General features: G+C 72.4%; 21 protein-coding genes and 1 pseudogene. 10 read left to right on the top strand and 12 right to left on the bottom strand.

The annotated features are described in order from the left end of the window. Nucleotides 1-5: 5 nt before the first annotated feature. The 3 genes from ACGFH9_RS20830 to dut form a co-directional block, all read right to left on the bottom strand. Nucleotides 6-386 carry an OB-fold nucleic acid binding domain-containing protein gene (locus tag ACGFH9_RS20830; RefSeq protein WP_357122730.1) on the bottom strand — a complete coding sequence of 127 codons (381 nt, stop codon included), beginning with the start codon at nt 384-386 and terminating at the stop codon, nt 6-8. Between the two features lie 126 nt (nt 387-512). Beyond that, on the bottom strand, nt 513-1169 hold the full coding sequence (locus ACGFH9_RS20835; RefSeq protein ID WP_393221697.1) for a DUF3710 domain-containing protein: 657 nt from the start codon (nt 1167-1169) through the stop codon (nt 513-515). A 25-nt stretch (nt 1170-1194) separates the two neighbouring features. After that, complete coding sequence (dut, locus tag ACGFH9_RS20840) at nt 1195-1731, bottom strand: dUTP diphosphatase (protein WP_355234570.1); 537 nt, start codon at nt 1729-1731, stop codon at nt 1195-1197. 85 nt (nt 1732-1816) lie between these two features. Between dut and ACGFH9_RS20845 the strand changes: the two genes are divergently transcribed. Beyond that, entirely contained in the window at nt 1817-2350 is a 534-nt protein-coding gene (locus ACGFH9_RS20845; RefSeq protein ID WP_393221699.1) for a DUF3093 domain-containing protein, read from the top strand. 19 nt (nt 2351-2369) lie between these two features. Here the strand turns inward: ACGFH9_RS20845 and ACGFH9_RS20850 are convergent, their stop codons facing one another. Together ACGFH9_RS20850 and ACGFH9_RS20855 are read right to left on the bottom strand one after the other, a co-directional pair. Continuing rightward, nucleotides 2370-3167 (bottom strand): hypothetical protein, encoded by a 798-nt coding sequence (locus tag ACGFH9_RS20850; RefSeq protein WP_393221702.1) that lies wholly within the window; start codon nt 3165-3167, stop codon nt 2370-2372. Between the two features lie 120 nt (nt 3168-3287). Further along, nucleotides 3288-3584, bottom strand: a complete 297-nt coding sequence (locus ACGFH9_RS20855; protein WP_007075406.1) for a DUF4193 domain-containing protein — start codon at nt 3582-3584, stop codon at nt 3288-3290. 435 nt (nt 3585-4019) lie between these two features. Between ACGFH9_RS20855 and ACGFH9_RS20860 the strand changes: the two genes are divergently transcribed. Beyond that, a complete protein-coding gene (locus tag ACGFH9_RS20860; protein WP_355234815.1) occupies nt 4020-4538 on the top strand; it encodes a LytR C-terminal domain-containing protein in 519 nt (172 codons plus the stop codon). A 31-nt stretch (nt 4539-4569) separates the two neighbouring features. On the opposite strand, the gene ACGFH9_RS20865 is transcribed toward ACGFH9_RS20860, so the two are convergent. Beyond that, nucleotides 4570-5391, bottom strand: coding sequence for an inositol monophosphatase family protein (locus tag ACGFH9_RS20865; protein ID WP_393221753.1), 822 nt, complete (start codon nt 5389-5391; stop codon nt 4570-4572). A gap of 290 nt (nt 5392-5681) precedes the next feature. Between ACGFH9_RS20865 and ACGFH9_RS20870 the strand changes: the two genes are divergently transcribed. Beyond that, nucleotides 5682-7301, top strand: a complete 1620-nt coding sequence (locus ACGFH9_RS20870) for an RNA polymerase sigma factor (protein ID WP_393221706.1) — start codon at nt 5682-5684, stop codon at nt 7299-7301. Between the two features lie 245 nt (nt 7302-7546). Further along, nucleotides 7547-7780 carry a hypothetical protein gene (locus ACGFH9_RS20875; protein ID WP_355234582.1) on the top strand — a complete coding sequence of 78 codons (234 nt, stop codon included), beginning with the start codon at nt 7547-7549 and terminating at the stop codon, nt 7778-7780. Nucleotides 7781-8013: 233 nt separating this feature from the next. On the opposite strand, the gene ACGFH9_RS20880 is transcribed toward ACGFH9_RS20875, so the two are convergent. The 3 genes from ACGFH9_RS20880 to ACGFH9_RS20890 form a co-directional block, all read right to left on the bottom strand. After that, the gene (locus tag ACGFH9_RS20880; RefSeq protein WP_393221709.1) at nt 8014-9747 is read right to left on the bottom strand and encodes a DEAD/DEAH box helicase; all 1734 of its coding nucleotides are present in this window, start codon (nt 9745-9747) and stop codon (nt 8014-8016) included. 180 nt (nt 9748-9927) lie between these two features. After that, on the bottom strand, nt 9928-10569 hold the full coding sequence (locus tag ACGFH9_RS20885; protein ID WP_393221712.1) for a trimeric intracellular cation channel family protein: 642 nt from the start codon (nt 10567-10569) through the stop codon (nt 9928-9930). Nucleotides 10570-10609: 40 nt separating this feature from the next. Continuing rightward, the gene (locus tag ACGFH9_RS20890; protein ID WP_007456912.1) at nt 10610-10828 is read right to left on the bottom strand and encodes a DUF3039 domain-containing protein; all 219 of its coding nucleotides are present in this window, start codon (nt 10826-10828) and stop codon (nt 10610-10612) included. A gap of 88 nt (nt 10829-10916) precedes the next feature. Between ACGFH9_RS20890 and ACGFH9_RS20895 the strand changes: the two genes are divergently transcribed. Further along, nucleotides 10917-11852 (top strand): pseudouridine-5'-phosphate glycosidase, encoded by a 936-nt coding sequence (locus ACGFH9_RS20895; protein ID WP_393221715.1) that lies wholly within the window; start codon nt 10917-10919, stop codon nt 11850-11852. Then, nucleotides 11849-12751 carry a carbohydrate kinase family protein gene (locus tag ACGFH9_RS20900; protein WP_393221718.1) on the top strand — a complete coding sequence of 301 codons (903 nt, stop codon included), beginning with the start codon at nt 11849-11851 and terminating at the stop codon, nt 12749-12751. Before ACGFH9_RS20895 ends, ACGFH9_RS20900 begins: the two co-directional genes overlap by 4 nt. Nucleotides 12752-12781: 30 nt before the next feature. Here the strand turns inward: ACGFH9_RS20900 and ACGFH9_RS20905 are convergent, their stop codons facing one another. After that, nucleotides 12782-13141, bottom strand: a complete 360-nt coding sequence (locus ACGFH9_RS20905; RefSeq protein WP_355234597.1) for a DUF3099 domain-containing protein — start codon at nt 13139-13141, stop codon at nt 12782-12784. A gap of 104 nt (nt 13142-13245) precedes the next feature. On the opposite strand from ACGFH9_RS20905, the gene ACGFH9_RS20910 reads away from it, so the two are divergent. After that, nucleotides 13246-13533 carry a hypothetical protein gene (locus ACGFH9_RS20910; protein WP_124771959.1) on the top strand — a complete coding sequence of 96 codons (288 nt, stop codon included), beginning with the start codon at nt 13246-13248 and terminating at the stop codon, nt 13531-13533. Then, complete coding sequence (locus tag ACGFH9_RS20915; protein ID WP_393221720.1) at nt 13530-13859, top strand: hypothetical protein; 330 nt, start codon at nt 13530-13532, stop codon at nt 13857-13859. The genes ACGFH9_RS20910 and ACGFH9_RS20915 overlap by 4 nt, the downstream gene beginning before the upstream one ends. A gap of 3 nt (nt 13860-13862) precedes the next feature. On the opposite strand, the gene ACGFH9_RS20920 is transcribed toward ACGFH9_RS20915, so the two are convergent. Continuing rightward, a complete protein-coding gene (locus tag ACGFH9_RS20920; protein ID WP_393221755.1) occupies nt 13863-14447 on the bottom strand; it encodes an HhH-GPD-type base excision DNA repair protein in 585 nt (194 codons plus the stop codon). A gap of 96 nt (nt 14448-14543) precedes the next feature. Here ACGFH9_RS20920 and ACGFH9_RS20925 point away from each other — a divergent pair, with 96 nt between their 5' ends. Together ACGFH9_RS20925 and dtd are read left to right on the top strand one after the other, a co-directional pair. Further along, a complete protein-coding gene (locus ACGFH9_RS20925; protein WP_393221723.1) occupies nt 14544-16028 on the top strand; it encodes a methyltransferase in 1485 nt (494 codons plus the stop codon). Nucleotides 16029-16118: 90 nt separating this feature from the next. Then, complete coding sequence (gene dtd / locus ACGFH9_RS20930) at nt 16119-16541, top strand: D-aminoacyl-tRNA deacylase (protein ID WP_393221726.1); 423 nt, start codon at nt 16119-16121, stop codon at nt 16539-16541. Nucleotides 16542-16623: 82 nt separating this feature from the next. Here dtd and ACGFH9_RS20935 read toward each other — a convergent pair. Further along, nucleotides 16624-16913: pseudogene (locus tag ACGFH9_RS20935) on the bottom strand (IS110 family transposase); the annotation flags it as partial.

The raw sequence follows: 16913 nt of genomic DNA on the forward strand, positions 1-16913 counted from the left end.
CGCCGTCACTTCGGCGAGTCCAGCTCGTAGTACGGGTTGTAGATGACCTTGCGGTCGTCGCGCATCGCCACCCGGCCACGCGCGGTCAGGTGCCGCCCCGGCTCGATACCGGAGATGTGCCGCCGACCCAGCCAGACCAGGGTGACGACATCGCTGCCGTCGTACAGGTCGGCCTCCAGCGTGGGCAGGTTGGTGCGGGGCGTGTAGACGACGGTGCGCAGCCGACCGGCGACCGAGACCAGCTGGCCCCGGGAGCACTGCTGGGCCAGGACTCCGCCGCACTCGGCGCTCTCCTGGCGCAGCTCCTGCGCGTCGATCTCGGCCTCGCTGGCGGTGAACCGTTGCAGGATGCGCCGCAGCGACACCTTGCTCTCGTCGGTCGTCATGACCTCCGCGTCACCCTCTCCACGCTCGCCGGCTCGCGCCGGGACCGGCCCAGCTCCGGCGACGCCGGAACCGTCCCGCCAGCGTACGCCGACAGGGCCGGTTCCGGCGCTCCGGTGCGCGGTCGGTCAGACCTGGCGGGTCTCGGAGTCGGCGGACGCGTCCCCGGCCTGGTCGGCGATCTCCCGGGGCAGGCGCAGCGGCAGCGGCTCACGGACCGGCTTCGCCTCCTGGCCACGGTCGACCACCAGGCCTTCCAGGCACTCGGTGAGCGGGCCCGAGCTGGCCGGATCGGTGGCCACCGGGCCCTGGAAGACACCACGGACCATCCAGCGCGGCCCGTCGACGCCGACGAACCGCAGGTTGGTCGGGCCATCCGGGGTCCGCACCTGGGCGTGCAGCTCCGGGCCGTACTCGCCCTCGACCTCCTGGGCGGAGGCGCCGTCGTTCACCAGCGACTGCCGGATCTCCTCGCGCACCTCGTCCCAGATGCCCTCGGAGCGGGGGGCCGCGAAGACGCCGAGCTGCAACGCGTTGTCCCCGTGCACCAGCACGACCTGCTGGATCACGCCCTGCGGGTCGGCCTGCACCCGCACCTCCACCTCGGCGACCGCCGGGATGTGCAGGCTGCCCAGGTCGAGGCGCTGCACCTCGTCGTCGACCTCGGAGATGTCGTACGGCCCACGCACCAGCGCCGGCGCCGCCGCGCCCTCGCCGAGGACATCGGTGGCCCGCTCGTCGCGGGTGTGCCGTCCGGCATCGGCCCGCTTTCGGGAGAAGATCACTGCGCCCACCCTCCGCTGTTCACAATCACCCTGCCATCTCTTCCGTCTGCCCGCGGCCCGGCTCGTCCGGTCGCTGGTCGGCCCACTCCTGGCCGACCGGCGAGGGCACCAGCTGAGCGTGCCCGCCGGTCGAGCCGTGCCCGCCGGTCCCGCGCGCGGACCCGGGCAGTTCGGCCACCGGCTCGAACCGCGCCCGCGCCACCCGCTGGACCACGAGCTGGGCGATCCGGTCGCCGCGGGAGATCTTCGCGGGCGTTTCCCGATCATGGTTGATCAGGTTGACCATGATCTCACCCCGATAGCCGGCGTCGACCGTACCGGGCGCGTTGAGCACCGTCACGCCGAGCCTGGCCGCCAGGCCGGACCGGGGGTGGACCAGGCCCACGTACCCGTCCGGCAGGGCGACGGCGACGCCGGTGGGCACCAGGGCCCGGCCGCCGGGTGGCAGCTCCACGTCCGCGGCGGCCACCAGGTCGGCCCCGGCATCGCCGGGATGGGCGTACGTGGGCAGCGGCAGCTCGGTGTCGAGCAGCCGTACGGGCACGGGTACGACGTCGGTCACGGGTCCCCTCTTCGGTCCGGTTGTCTCCGGTGACCCTGCCATCCTGCCGGTTGGCCGGCCTGCCGTGCGCCGTACCCTCGCAGGAGTGAGCATGTCGCCCTCCCCGTCCGCCGATCGGCCGCCGGTCCCGGCCCGTCCGGCGTACGCCGAACGGCTGGACCTGCCCTGGTGGCTGTGGCTGACCGGGCTGGTCGCCGCCGCGCTGCTGGCCGTCGAGATCTGGATGGGCGGCTCCGGCGCCCGCGCCTGGCTGCCCTTCGTGGTGCTGCTCCCGGTCACCGCCGTCGGGCTGTGGTGCCTGGGTCGGATCCGGGTGGCGGTCGTCGACGGCGAGCTGCGGGTGGACGACGCCCGGCTGCCGGTGCGCTTCGTGGCCGACGTGGTCCCGTTGGACTCGTCCGGCCGCCGCGAGGTGCTCGGGGTCGGCGCGGACCCGCTCGCCTTCGTGGTGCAGCGACCCTGGGTCGGCGGCGCCGTGCAGGTCGTGCTCGACGACCCGGCCGACCCCACGCCGTTCTGGGTGGTGAGCAGCAGGCATCCGGTCGAGCTGGCCGAGGCGGTGCTGACCGCGCGGGACGCCGCCCGACCCACCGACCGTACGGCCGGCGAGCCGGGCTGACCGACGCCGGAGGTCCGCCTCAGGTGCCCGTGGGCGGGCCGGGCAGGGCCGTCGGTGGCGCCGGGCGGGCGATGCCGCGACGGCGCAGGTCGGTCTGGAGCTGGTCGGCCATCTGGCGGGTGGCCCGACGGTTGAGGAAGCTGGCCACCGCCGCGCCGGTGAGGAACGGTCCGAGGGTGGTGAGGTTGCGCCCGAAACGGCGCAGCAGCATGTCCCGCATCTCCTTGCGGGCGGCGGTGCCGAGCACCGCGCCGACGCCCACGCCGGGCACCATCGGGTTGACGCCGCGCTGCGTGGCCCAGGAATGCACCAGGGCCGCCGCCCGCTGGCCACCGGTGTCGGGCAGCGCCACGCCGTGGATCTCGTGCAGCTCGCCGATCAGCTTCAGTTCCACCGCCACGACGGCGACGGTCTCGGCGGCGAGCAGCACCGGCGCGGAGAGCAGGGTGGGCGTGACCGCCCACTCGACGGCGGCGACTCCCCCGCCGGCCGCGCCGATCCCGGCCGTGGTGCGGGAGGCGTTGCGGATCAGTCGCTCGGCCAGGGCGGCGTCGTCCAGGCCGGGGAAGTGTCGGCGCAGCGTGGCCAGGTCCCGCACCGGCACGTGCGGAGCTATCTCGGCCACCGTGTCGACCATCCAGCGCACGGCGGCACGGGGCTTGAACAGGTCGGAGATGCCCCGGCTGCGGGCCTGGGACACCATCCGGGTGAGCAGTTGACGTCGCCGGGCCGGCGCGATGTCGTCCTCGGTCAACGCCGCGACGGTGGCGCCGAGGTCGTCCGCGCCGCCGTCGGTGGTGTCGCCTCGATCGCTCATGGGTGGAACCTCCCGGTGCTGTGGCTACCCGCTACGAGTCAAGCAGGTACCCACCGGCGTCGCACGCCTACACCGGTAGCGGCGGCCCCGATCAGGAGGCCGCCGCCGGTGTCGTGAGTGTCAGACGCACTCTCGGCAGATCAGCTCGCCGTTGCGCTCGACCGCCAGCTGGCTGCGATGGTGAACCAGGAAGCAGCGGGCGCACCGGAACTCGTCCTGCTGCATCGGTAGCACCTTGACAGTGAGCTCCTCGTCGGCCAGGTCGGCACCGGGCAGCTCGAAGCTCTCGGCGACCTCGGCCTCGTCGACGTCCACCGCGCCCGACTGTGAGTCGACGCGTCGGGCCTTGAGCTCTTCCAGGCTGTCCTCGCCGAGGTCGACCTCGTCGCGACGCGGGGCGTCGTAGTCGGTGGCCATCGGATGTCACTCTCCCATATCGATGTTGTCGCTTCCGGTTGTAACGCCGGACGACGCTGTTTCGGTTCCGCTGGCCGGCAACCACTTGTGTCGGGCACCCGACCCGCGGGACCGTACAGGTCGGGACCGCTGGGGCCACTCCCCTGCGAGCGCGGAACCTTACCCCCCCTTGGGCGAGGCATGTATACCGCCCTTGCGGCTGAGATGTACGCCCCCGCACGCGAAGTTGTTCCCAATGTGATTCAGGCGACACGAAGATAGGGGTAGTAGTACCCGGTTCCCGGTCGGCGCGCCGGCATGTCGGACTGTTTCCACGCGACGGCCGGACAACCGTTAACCTCAGCGGCGTATTCGACGGCCGGCGGTCAGTGCGATCGTTGGCTGCCGCCACCACCCACCTGAAGTCCCGGGAGCGCCCAGATGAGTTTTGCGCGAGTGCGAGCACTCGTCGTCGTCGGCCTGCTGGGGGTCCTGGCGCTGGCGTTCGTGATCACCGCGATCGTCCGTGACACCCAGGGCGAGGCCGGCGCCGCGGGCGGCTGCCCGGACGGTTGGCCGCTGGCCGACGTCACCCTGCACGAACCCAAGGACGTCAAGATCAACGTGTTGAACGCGACCGACGAGCCGGGCCGGGCGGGCGCTGTCGCCGACGACTTCCGCAACCGCAAGTTCCAGGTCAAGAAGGTCGGCAACGCGCCCAAGGGCATCGACGACGTCGCCGTGCTGAAGTTCGGCCCGAAGGGCGTCAGCTCCGCCCACCTGCTGAAGGCGTACTTCCTCAACAACGCCGAGCCGGTCTACGACGAGAAGCGGACCGACGACACCGTGGACGTGGTGCTGGGCAACGGCTTCCAACAGCTCGCCACCACCACCGAGGTCAACCAGTCCCTCGGTGACCTGGGCCCGCCGGTCGCGCCGGCCGGCTCCTGCCCGTCCCCCGCTGCCAAGAAGTGACGGCCTGACCGGCGGCTCCTGCCCTCCGGGGTCAGGGGCCGCCGGAGGCGTCCAGGGCGGCCAGCCGGTCGTGCAGCCCGGCGAAGAGGGCCGGTGGGGCGGCGATGACCAGGTCCGGACCGGCCGGGCGACCGGCCAGGCCGGCGACCCGCGCGCCCGCCTCGGCGGCGACCAGGCCGCCGGCGGCCTGGTCCCAGGCCGACAGACCCTTCTCGAAGTACGCGTCCAGTCGTCCCTCCGCCACCATGCAGAGGTCCAGGGCGGCGGCCCCGAGGCGGCGGATGTCGCGCACCGACGCGATCAGCCCCGCCACCACCGACGCCTGGTGGGCTCGCCGGCCGGCGTCATAGCCGAAGCCGGTGCCGACCAGCGCCTGCCCCAGGTCGGTCTCCCCGGAACAGCGCAGCCGGACGCCGTCGCGCCACGCCCCGCCACCGGCCGTGGCGGTCCACTCCTCACCGGTGTGCACGTTGCGCACCACGCCGGCGACCACCACCCCGTCCACCTCGGCGGCCAGCGACACCGCGCTGTACGGCAACCCGTAGAGGTAGTTCACGGTGCCGTCGATCGGGTCGACGATCCACCGCACGCCGCCCGGCGCCACCGGACCGGTGTCCCTGGTGCCGTACTCCTCGCCCAGGACCGCGTCGCCCGGTCGGAGCCGGCGCAGCGCGTCGAGGACCTGCCGCTCGACGGCCCGGTCCGCGGCCGTGACCACGTCGGTGACCGTGCTCTTGGTCGCTGCCACCGAGACGCCCTCGACCCGCATCCGGTACGCGGTCGCCGCGGCGTCCCGCGCCACCTCGATCGCGATCGACAACAATTCCCGCGGCGGCGGTGCCGAACGGTCCATTCCAGGGTCCCCTTCCCGCACGACCGAGGCGTTGCGGGCCATGCGCGAGTATCATCCTTACAAAGTCCACATCTACGTCGAATCGGCGGTCCCGCCGCCGTTACGCCGTGCGGCGCAGGATGATCGCCGCAGACGGCGTTACAATTCACCCCTGCCCACGCGCCACGGACCGCCGAGACACCGGCCGGCCCGGGACACGGGGGTTCCTCAACCACATCGCCCGGCCCGGCTGCCCCACGCCGTGCCGGACGACCCGGCCGTGCCCGCTCTTCGCCTCCGGAAGGTCATTCGTGACAGAACCCCGCCAGCCCGGCGCCGACGTTCGCTCGCTCACCGACACCCTGATCGCCCACGCGCAGAGCGCTGGCGGTCAGCTCACGTCGGCTCAGCTCGCGCGCACCGTCGAGACCGCCGAGGTGACTCCGGCCCAGGCCAAGAAGATCCTGCGGGCGCTCTCCGAGGCGGGAGTGACCGTGGTGGTGGACGGCTCGGCGAGCACCCGCCGCCGGGTCGCCGCGGCTCGCTCGACGACCCCCGCGTCCCGAGCCACCACCGCCAAGACGACCAAGAAGGCCGCCGCTCCCGCCCCGAAGCAGGCGCCCGCCTCCGACGACGCGCCGTCGACGCCGGCTCCCCGCAAGGTGGCCGCCCGCAAGGCCGCCGGCAGCACCGCCGAGGTCGCCGCCGCCGCGGCCACCCCGGCCAAGGGGACGAAGTCCACCCGCGCGACCAAGGCGACGGTCGCCGCGGCGGCCGGCGCCAAGTCGGTCAAGGCCGGCGGCAAGGCCAAGGGTGAGGGCGAGGCCGACGGCGAGATCGACCCGGAGGAGCTCGCCGCCACCATCGAGGACGTGGTGGTGGAGGAGCCGGCCGAGCTGGCCCAGGCCGCCGAGACGGACGCCGCCGCGTCGGCCACCGACAACGACTTCGAGTGGGACGACGAGGAGTCCGAGGCCCTCAAGCAGGCCCGGCGCGACGCCGAGCTGACGGCCTCCGCCGACTCCGTCCGGGCGTACCTGAAGCAGATCGGCAAGGTCCCGCTGCTCAACGCCGAGCAGGAGGTGGAGTTGGCCAAGCGGATCGAGGCCGGGCTCTACGCCGCCGAGCAGCTGCGCGCGGCCGACGAGGGCGAGGACAAGCTCGCCCGGGAGATGGTCCGCGACCTGGGCTGGATCTCCCGCGACGGCGAGCGCGCCAAGAACCACCTGCTCGAGGCGAACCTCCGTCTCGTCGTGTCCCTGGCCAAGCGGTACACCGGGCGCGGCATGGCCTTCCTGGACCTGATCCAGGAGGGCAACCTCGGCCTCATCCGCGCGGTCGAGAAGTTCGACTACACCAAGGGCTACAAGTTCTCCACGTACGCCACCTGGTGGATCCGGCAGGCCATCACCCGCGCCATGGCCGACCAGGCCCGCACCATCCGCATCCCGGTGCACATGGTGGAGGTCATCAACAAGCTCGGCCGCATACAGCGTGAGCTGCTCCAGGACCTGGGCCGCGAGCCCACTCCCGAGGAGCTGGCCAAGGAGATGGACATCACACCCGAGAAGGTGCTGGAGATCCAGCAGTACGCTCGGGAGCCCATCTCGCTGGACCAGACCATCGGTGACGAGGGTGACAGCCAGCTCGGTGACTTCATCGAGGACTCCGAGGCTGTTGTCGCCGTCGACGCCGTCTCGTTCTCGCTCCTGCAGGACCAGCTCCAGCAGGTGCTGCAGACGCTCTCCGAGCGGGAGGCGGGCGTCGTACGCCTGCGCTTCGGCCTGACCGACGGTCAGCCGCGGACGCTGGACGAGATCGGTCAGGTCTACGGGGTGACCCGGGAGCGGATCCGCCAGATCGAGTCCAAGACGATGTCGAAGCTGCGGCACCCGTCGCGGTCACAGGTTCTCCGGGATTACCTGGACTGAGCCTGTTTCGTCAACCGAGCGTGTCGTTTTGACCACCTGGTGTGCAACGCCAGATGGTGATCGTCCGGATGCACGAATGTGATCGTTGACGTGGCACCCTGGGTTCACGGCACACTGTCCCTGCCATGTGTGACCTCGGTCCCCCGCGGGCACACAGGGAAGGCAAGGCCCAGCACGGGTGTTGCACGATAGGTGAGCAACGACCGAAGAGATTGTTCATCGGTGACGACCAGAGGAGGAAGGCGATGACCCCGACCCTCACGCCGCCGCCCGAGACGGTGGCTCCCCCAGCCGCCGATGAACGGTGCGACCGCTGCAATGCTGCCGGCAAGCTCCGGATCACTCTCTCGGGTGGGAGCGAGTTGGTGTTCTGTGGGCACCACGCGAACAAGTACGCGGAGGATCTCGTGAAGATCACCGTCCGGTTCGCGACGGACCCCGAGTTCAGCTGGCGTGGCGCCGATCTGATGGCGAACTAAGTCCGCAAACCGACATAGCCGACCGGAGGTACCCCACGGGGTGCCTCCGGTCGGCTTTTTCCTGCCCGGCCTGCGCCGCGCCGCGCCCACCTGCCGTCGGAGGGGCCGGCAAGATCCGCGCATCTTCGGGGATGTTGCTGCCTCCGACGCGCGGGAGGCAACAACATCGCCGAAGTTGTGCGGATCTTGAACGCTCCGCCCCCAAGGTCCCGGGGGCTCAGGGGCGCGTGGGGCTAGAGGGTCTGGACGGTGGCGATGCGTTCCTCGAGCTGCTCGATGGTGGCCTGGGCGCTCGGCGGTCCGCCGCAGAGCCGGCGCAGCTCGGCGTGGATCTTGCCGTGCGGTTGGCCGGTGCGGTGGTGCCGGGCGGCCACCAGAGCGTTGAGTTGGCGCCGGAGCGCCACACGGCGCTGGGCGGCACTCATGGGTACCGGTGGCGCTACCGAGGGCGCAGCGGCCGGCTGAGCGGCCCGCTCGGCGGTACGGCGGCGTTGGGCGGCGAGTTGGTCGGCCTGCCGCTTGGTGAGCAGTAGGGAAACCTGGTCGGCGGTGAGCAGACCGGGCAGTCCGAGGTACTCCTCCTCCTCGGGGGTGCCGGCCTGGGCGGCGGTCCCGAAGGACGCGCCGTCGAAGATCACCTGGTCCAGTTCGGCGGTGGCCGAGAGGGCGGCGAAGCGCTTCTCCAACTCCCCGCTGGCCTGCTCGTCGCGCTGCGCGCGTTCCAGCAGGTCGTCGTCGAGGCCGTCGGAGTCCTTCGGTTTGCCCAGGACGTGGTCCCGCTCGTTCTCCATCTCGCTGGCAAGCCCGAGCAGGTGCGGCACGCTGGGCAGGAAGACCGAGGCGGTCTCGCCGGGGCGGCGGGCCCGCACGAACCGGCCGATCGCCTGGGCGAAGTAGAGCGGCGTGCTCGCGCTGGTGGCGTAGACACCCACCGCCAGCCGGGGGATGTCGACGCCCTCGGACACCATCCGCACCGCGACCAGCCACCGCTGGTCGGACGCCCCGAACGTCGCAATCCGCGCGGACGCGCCCTGGTCGTCGGAGAGGACCACGGCGGCCTTCTCACCGGTGACCTGCTCGATCAACTTGGCGTACGAGCGGGCGGTCTGCTGGTCGGTGGCGATGATCAGACCACCGGCGTCGGGCATCCCGGCGTTGCGCAGCACGGTGAGCCGGGCGTCGGCGGCGCGCAGCACCTGCGGCATCCAGTCCCCCGCCGGGTCCAGGGCGGTACGCCACGCCTGCGCCACCAGATCCTGGGTCATCGGCTCGCCGAGGCGTGCCGCCAACTCGTCCCCCGCGTTGGTGCGCCAGCGGGTCTCCCCCGAGTACGCCAGGAAGAGCACCGGCCGGACGACCCCGTCGCGGAGCGCGTCGGCGTAGCCGTACACCGAGTCGGCGTGGGAGCGCAGCAGCCCGTCACCGCCCCGCTCGTAGCTGACGAACGGGATCGGGTTGTCGTCGGAGCGGAACGGCGTGCCGGTGAGCATCAGCCGTCGTACGGCCGGCTCGAAGGCCGCCTTGACCCCGTCACCCCAGGTACGGGAGTCGCCGGCGTGGTGGATCTCGTCGAGGATGACCAGGGTACGACGGGTCATGGTGCGTCGACGGTGCACCTGCGGCGCCATGCCCACCTGGGCGTACGTGATCACCGCACCGTGGAAGTCGGCGGCCGAGTGCACGTCGGCGTTGCGGAACGCGGCGTCGAGCTGGATGCCCACCCGGGCCGCGGCCTCGGCCCACTGGGTCTTCAGGTGCTCGGTCGGCGCGACAACGGTGACCGCCTCGATGGTCCCGTCGGCGAGCAGTTCGGCCGCGATGCGCAGGGCGAAGGTGGTCTTGCCGGCGCCCGGCGTGGCGACCGCGGTGAAGTCGTCGGTACGTCGGCGCAGGTACTCCACCAGGGCTTTGCGCTGCCACGCACGCAGTGCCGGGAACGTCTCGAGCACCGGCGTCCGGGCTGCCACGCGAAAGCTCCTCTCCGACCGCACGACGGCGGACACCGGGCGAGGGCCACGAGTACCGCCGCCCATGAAAACGCCTCCGCGCAGAAGCTGCCGCGAAGGCCGACTCAGCATAACCAGCGCGGGCCCGTGGGCCCAGGCGACGCCACGCCTGTCACATCCGCCACCTCGGCACGGCGGTTCTCACCACGGTTCGCCGGTTTGTGGCGGCCGCAGCGTCGCCACTGGCGCGGACCAGCGTCGACGCAGCGCGATCAGGCGCAGCCCGAAGACCAGGACGGCGGCGGCGGTGAGCGGCACCGGGCCGGTCTGGCCGCTGACGTACAGCAGCACCACCAGGACCGAGCCGGCCAGCGCCGCCACCGCGTAGATCTCCCGGCGCAGCACCACCGGGATCTCCGCGGTCAGCAGGTCCCGGCCGAGACCGCCCCCGATCGCGGTCAGCATGCCGATCAGGCAGGCGCCGACGGCCGGCACCCGGGCGTCGAGCGCCTTGAGCGTGCCGGTGACGGTGAACAGCGCGAGACCCGCCGCGTCGAGCACCAGCACTGTGGTGCGCAGCCGGGCGAGTTGGGGGTGCAGCCAGAAGACGGCGAGCGCGGTGACCGCGGCGGTCGTGGCGTACCGCCAGTCGGCGAAGGCCAGCGGCGGCACCTCGTCGATGACCAGGTCGCGCAAGATGCCGCCGCCGAGCGCGGCCACGAAGCCGACGAACGCGACGCCGAAGAGGTCGAGCCGTTTGGCCACCGCGGCCGAGGCCCCGGAGGCGGCGAACACCGCGACCCCGGTCAGGTCGGCGAGGAGCAGGGCGGTGGAGGTGGTCACCGCCGCAGGCTACGTCGCCGGCCGGAGGGCCGAACCGCATTCACTCGCGGTACGAGTCGTAGATCTCCTTGCACTTGGGGCAGACCGGGGAGCCCGGCTTGGCCGCCTTGGTGACCGGGAAGGTCTCGCCGCAGAGGGCGACGACGAAGGTGCCCATGACGGCACTCTCGGCGATCTTCTCCTTGCGGACGTAGTGGAACATTTCCGGACCGGTGTCGGCGTCCTTCAGCTCCGGACGCTCGAGAACCTCTGTGCTCACGTCTGCACCTCCAACGGACAAGTTTGGCAGGTCATCACGGCCGGGTCCACTTGAGGCCGGCCGGGGCCGGACCCCGTACGGTGCCCGTGTGACTGACTTTCGCATCAGCTACGGCACCGAGGTCGCCGAAGCCCTGCGCGACGGCCGACCGGTCGTCGCCCTGGAGAGCACCATCGTCTCGCACGGCCTGCCGCGCCCGCAGAACCTGCGGGTGGCGCGGGAGATCGAGCAGGCGGTCCGGGACGCCGGGGCGGTGCCGGCGACGATCGGCATGATCGGCGGCGAGCTGGTGGTCGGTCTGGACGACGCGCAGCTGACCCGACTCGCCACCGTCGATGGTGTGACGAAGCTCTCCGTGCGCGACCTGGCCGTGGCGGCGGCGACCGGCGCGGACGGCGCGACCACCGTGGCCGCGACCAGCGCGGTCGCCGCCGCGGCCGGGATCGGCGTGTTCGCGACCGGCGGGCTCGGCGGTGTGCACCGGGAGGCGGCGCACACCTTCGACGAGTCGGCGGACCTGGTCACCCTGGCCCAGACGCCGATCACCGTGGTCTGCGCCGGGGTCAAGTCGATCCTCGACGTGGGCGCGACGCTGGAGCGTCTGGAGACCCTCGGGGTCGCCGTGCTCGGCTACCGCACCCGTCGGTTCCCCGGCTTCTATCTCACCGACGCCGGCTTCGACCTGGACTGGTCGGTGGACTCGCCGGAAGAGGTCGCGGCCGTGCTCGCCGCCCGGGACGAACACGCCGTGCACACCGGCGGCCTGCTCGTCGCCAACCCGCTACCGGTCGACGAGCAGCTCGACCCCGAACTGCACGACCGGACCCTGGCCGAGGGCCTGGCGCTGCTGGAACGGGACGGGGTGACCGGCAAGGCGGTGACGCCGTACCTGCTGGCGCACTTCCACTCGGCCACCGAGGGCGCGAGCCTCACGGTGAACGTCCGGATCATCCTGCGCAACGCCGACCTGGCCGCCCGCATCGCGGTAGCCGCGGTAGCCCGCGCCTCCGCCGTCCCGGCATGACCCGTCCGACCCGTGTGGTCGTCGTCGGAGACGTGATCACCGACGTGGTCGCGGTGCTCTCCGGTCCCCTCGCGGCCGGCACGGACACCGCTGCCGAGATCACCCTGGGCGGCGGCGGGCAGGCGGCCAACACCGCCGCCTGGGTGGCCGCGCAGGGAGTCGCCGTCACGCTCGTCGGCGCGGTCGGCGGCGACGACGCAGGGCGCGACCGGGTGGCCGAGCTGACCCGGGCGGGCGTGGACTGCGCCGTCGAGCGGGTGCCGGGCGTGCCCACCGGAACGGTGATCGTGCTGGCCGCCGACGGCGAGCGGACCATGGTCACGTCGCGGGGAGCGAACCTGCGGTTGAGCGCCGAGCACGTCGAGAAGGCCGTTGCGGCCGCGCCCGACGCGGGGCATCTGCACCTGTCCGCGTACACCCTGTTGGACGCCTCGTCGCGCGACGCGGGGTTGCGGGCGTTGGCCGCCGCCCGCGAGCGCGGGCTCACCACCAGCGTCGACGCGGCCTCCGCGGCGCCGCTGCGGCGGGAGGGCGCGCAGACCTTCCTGGGTTGGGTACGCGATGTCGACCTGCTCCTGGTCAACGCGGACGAGGCCACGGTGCTGGCCGGCGGTCTGGACCCGGCGGCGCAGGGGCGGGTGTTGTCGGCCACGGCCCGGCGGGTGGTGGTCAAACGTGGCGCGGCCGGCGCGGTCTGGGTCGAGGGACGCACGGCCACGGTCAGCGTGGTGGCGGCCCGGCGGGTGGCGGTGGTGGACGTCACCGGAGCTGGTGACGCGTTCGCGGCCGGCCTGCTGACCGCCTGGCTCGGCGGGGCCACCCCGACCGCGGCCCTGGACCGCGCGACCGAGTTGGGTGCCCTGGCCGTCTCCAGCGTCGGCGCCCGACCACCGGCCTGACCGATCGAGCCCTGACCCGCACGGAGCGGGTCAGGGCTCGACGTCGATGACCTTGTGCGGGCGCTCGTCGGCGGTGAGGCTCATCGGCGGGGTGTCGTCCCGCTGCCGAGGGTGGAACCGGTTGGCCAGCCGGTGCTCCTCCTTGGGTGGCCGGTCGTTGGCCAGCAGCACGGCCAGCCACGGGATGAGCACCATGCCGAGGGCGCACAGCGGCAGCCAGAGCCCGAGCAGTGGGGCCTGCACGCCGACCAGGATCGCTCCGACGACGATGCAGGCCACCCGGATGCCCATCATGAGGACGTAGCGGCGCTGACGGCTGGTGAGCTGATCGTTCTGGCTGCGCGAGGCATCGGTGATCAGAATCGGCTGGTACGCCTGACGCTTCACCATGGACCTCCTCGAGGGGATTACGCCCCATCCTGTCACCACGAAGCCGTGATCAGCGAAAATCGACTCATCCCGGTACGTGTTACGCGCGTGGTACGCTGCGCGTCGTGGGCAGCAGGTTCAGCTTCACCGACGAGGCGTTGGCCAACCTGAGGGTCTACGACGTCACGCCCGGGGAAGTCTGGGAGGCGTTGCACAGCGCACGCCGGGTCATCCGCCACCTGGGCGACGACGTGATGGTGGTCTACGCCGCCGCACGCCGGGGTCGCCGCCTGGCGGTGCTGCTCGCCGAGGCCGATGGCACCGACAACGACTGGGACATCCTCTCCGCCCGCGAGCTGAGCGACGTCGAGTCCAAGCGCTACGACGAGGCCGTGCGGAGGGATCGCCGATGAGGGGAGCCGTGACGATGCACCGCAACGACGCGACGAAGCAGTTCCACAGCGGCGACGACCGGCTCGCCGAGCTGATCGACGAGAGCCCGGCGGTGGACCTGCCGACACCCGACACCGACGTGCCCATGGTGAGCCGGTCGGTCCGGCTGCCGCTGGAGACCTACGAGCGGGTCCGCGCCGCCGCCGACGCCCGGGGCATCGGCGTCACCACGCTCATGCGGCAGTGGATCGAGGCCGGCCTCGCCGACCTGGACGACTCGACCACCGTCTCGCTGGCCGACGTCCGGCGCGCGCTGGCCTCCCTGGCGCACCCCACCGCCGCCTGAGCGTCAGCCCTTCTCGGCCTTCGCCGCCGCCTTCATCTGCTGCTTGTACTCCCGCACCCGGCGCAGTGAGTCGGCGTCGGTGACGTCGGCCACCGACCGGTACGCGCCGGGATCGCCGTACCCGCCGGCCGCCGTCCGCCAGTCCTGCGGGGTCACCCCGAACCGCTTGCCGAGCAGCGCCACGAAGATCTGGGCCTTCTGCTTGCCGAAGCCGGGCAGCGCGGCGACCCGCCGCAGCAGCTCCGGCCCGTCGGCGACGTCCGACCACAGCAGCGCCGCGTCGCCGTCGTAGCGCTCCACCAGCGCCCGGCAGACCTCCTGCACCCGGGCCGCCATCGCCTTCGGGAACCGGTGCAGCGCCGGCGGCTGGGCGAAGAGCGCGACCAGCGCCTCGGTGTCGTAGCCGGCCAACTCGGCCGCGTCCAGGTCGTGGCCCAGCCGCTGCGCCAGCACGTACGGCGAGGAGAACGCCTTCTCCATCGGCACCTGTTGGTCCAGGGTCATGCCGATGAGCAGGGCCAGCGGGCTGCGCTCCAGCAGCCGGTTGGCCTCGGGGTCGATGGGGAGCACGAGCGTCATGGCCACCATCCTGCCCCGCGCACCGATCCGGCCGGACACCGACGCTCCGACGTCTACCGGCGGGTGCCGCCGACCCGGGGACGCGACGCGGGGCAGGATGTCGGGGTGGACGAACACGACATGCTGCTCTCCCCCGCCGGCGTCGACGCGCTGCGGACCGCGCTGACCCGGGCCGGGTTCACCAGCAACGGCACCGCCGAACGGCTCGGCCCACAGGCCACCGCCTCGGTCGGGCGCAACGACTATCGGGCCGCGCTACGCGCCACCGAGGACCGCGATCCCCTCGCCACGCTGATCCGGGTGTTCATCTGCGACCAGACCGAGTCGGAGGCGAACGTCGCCGCCGCGCTGGCTCCGCTGGACGTGGCGGACGCACTGGCCGGCGGGCTCGTCGAGCGGTACGGCGACGGTCTGCGCGCCGGAGTCGACCTGGAACCGTACGGCGACGACTGGTGGGTACTCGCCGACGTGCCGGCCTCCGCCCGACCGGGCCGGCCCCTGCACGCCGAGCACGTGCTCGGCATCGGCGGCGCCACCCACACCCTGATCGGGGCGACCGTACGCCGGCGGGTCGGTGCCGCACTGGACCTGGGCACCGGCTCCGGCGTCCAGGCCCTGCACCTGGCCACCCATGCCGACACGGTGACCGCCACGGACCTCTCCGAGCGGGCCCTACGCTTCGCCGCCACCAACGCCGCCCTCAACGGCCAGGACTGGGAGCTGCTGCGCGGCGACATGGTCGCGCCGGTGGCCGGCCGGCGGTTCGACCTGGTGGTGAGCAACCCGCCGTTCGTGGTGGGCCCGGGCACCACCACGCACGTCTACCGCGACTCGGGTCGCGTGGGTGACGCCATCGCCGCCGAACTGGCCGCCGCCGCCCCGGGCCTGCTCACCGAGGGCGGCACCATGCAGTACCTGGCGAACTGGGTGCACGTCGCCGGTGAGGAGTGGGACGAGCGGGTGGCCGGCTGGTTCGCCGGCACCGGCCTGGACGCCTGGGTGATCCAACGCGAGGTGGCCGACCCGATGGCGTACGTCGACCTGTGGCTCACCGACGTCGGTGAGGGCGCCGACCCGCAGCGGGCGGCCGTCTGGCTGGACTGGTTCGACCAACACAAGATCGAGGCGGTCGGCTTCGGGATCGTGTCGCTGCGCCGCGGCGGCCACGCCGATCCGGTGGTCCGCGTGGAGGACCTGCGCCAGCAGGTCCAGCCGCCGCTGGGCGACCAGATCGGTGCCTGGTTCGACCGCCAGGACTTCCTGCGGGTACGCGACACCGAAGGGTTGCTCGCCGAGCGCTACCGGGCCGCCGCCGGCCTCCAGCTCCGCCAGGAGGCCACCATGGGCGACGAGGGTTGGGCGGTGGACCGGCAGGCTCTGGCGATGCCGGACGGCCTGCGCTGGACCGAGGAGATCGACCCGCTCGTGCTGGCACTGGTCGGCGGCGCGGACGGCCGCCTGCCACTGCGCGACCAGCTCGCCCTGCTCGCGGCGGCCCACGACGTCGAGCCCGACGAGATGGCCGAGGCCGCCGGCCCGATCGTCGCGCACCTGGTGGAACGCGGCTTCATCGAGCCGGTGACCGCGTGATGCCGCCGGTCCGCGCGGTGCTCACGTCCACTTGCGCGGTGCTGACGCCGGCCGTGGCGGTGGAGCACTGATGCGGGCGGTGGTGCGCTGATGCGGGCGGTGGTGCAGACCGTCGGGCAGGCCAGCGTGACGGTGGACGACGAGGTGGTCGGCGCGATCGAGAATGGCCTGCTGATGCTGCTCGGGGTGACGCACACCGACACGGCCGACACCGCTCGGACGATGGCCCGCAAGGTGCACGAGCTGCGGATCCTGGACGACGAGCGGTCCGCCGCCGACGTCGGGGCGCCGATCCTGGTGGTCAGCCAGTTCACCCTCTACGGCGATGCCCGCAAGGGACGCCGTCCAAGCTGGACGGCTGCCGCCCCCGCCGAGGTCGCCGAACCCCTGGTAACGGCGGTGGTGGAGGCACTGCGCGACCGCGGCGCAAAGGTCGAGACCGGCCGCTTCCGCACCCACATGCTGGTGACCAGCACCAACATAGGCCCCAAAACAATCCTCCTAGACCTCTAACTCGAAAATCGAACCGTACGTAGACACGCGGCAGCATCCCGCGTCGCGAAGCGGCGTGGGATGGGTCGTGGTGTAGCGGTGGTTAGGCGGCGAGGTCGAGGGTGACGCGGTAGCCGAGGGCTTCGAGTTGGTGGATGTGGTTGCGTTTGCGGCGTTCGGTGTCGGTGCGGCTGAGGTAGAAATCGGCGCCGAGGTCGTGGAACTTGGTTGCGGGGTCGGACAGCAGGTGCCAGATGATCGTCAGGATCGAGCGGCCGACCGCGACGATCGCGCGTTCGGCGCCGCGTCTTCGGGCGATGCGCCGGTAGCGTTCCCCGAGGAACGTGTCGGTTCGGGCGGCGGAGACCGCGATCTGGCCGAGGACGCGGGCGA

The sequence above is a fragment of the Micromonospora sp. NPDC049102 genome (assembly GCF_043197485.1).
Lineage (GTDB): Bacteria > Actinomycetota > Actinomycetes > Mycobacteriales > Micromonosporaceae > Micromonospora.

Bases quoted from the DNA above. Each gene is read 5' to 3' on its own strand.
- ACGFH9_RS20830 (WP_357122730.1), bottom strand. From the start codon at position 386: ATGACGACCGACGAGAGCAAGGTGTCGCTGCGGCGCATCCTGCAACGG.
- ACGFH9_RS20850 (WP_393221702.1), bottom strand. From the start codon at position 3,167: ATGAGCGATCGAGGCGACACCACCGACGGCGGCGCGGACGACCTCGGC.
- ACGFH9_RS20900 (WP_393221718.1), top strand. From the start codon at position 11,849: ATGACCCGTCCGACCCGTGTGGTCGTCGTCGGAGACGTGATCACCGAC.
- ACGFH9_RS20865 (WP_393221753.1), bottom strand. From the start codon at position 5,391: ATGGACCGTTCGGCACCGCCGCCGCGGGAATTGTTGTCGATCGCGATC.
- ACGFH9_RS20920 (WP_393221755.1), bottom strand. From the start codon at position 14,447: ATGGTGGCCATGACGCTCGTGCTCCCCATCGACCCCGAGGCCAACCGG.
- ACGFH9_RS20905 (WP_355234597.1), bottom strand. From the start codon at position 13,141: ATGGTGAAGCGTCAGGCGTACCAGCCGATTCTGATCACCGATGCCTCG.
- dtd (WP_393221726.1), top strand. From the start codon at position 16,119: ATGCGGGCGGTGGTGCAGACCGTCGGGCAGGCCAGCGTGACGGTGGAC.
- ACGFH9_RS20915 (WP_393221720.1), top strand. From the start codon at position 13,530: ATGAGGGGAGCCGTGACGATGCACCGCAACGACGCGACGAAGCAGTTC.
- ACGFH9_RS20855 (WP_007075406.1), bottom strand. From the start codon at position 3,584: ATGGCCACCGACTACGACGCCCCGCGTCGCGACGAGGTCGACCTCGGC.
- ACGFH9_RS20875 (WP_355234582.1), top strand. From the start codon at position 7,547: ATGACCCCGACCCTCACGCCGCCGCCCGAGACGGTGGCTCCCCCAGCC.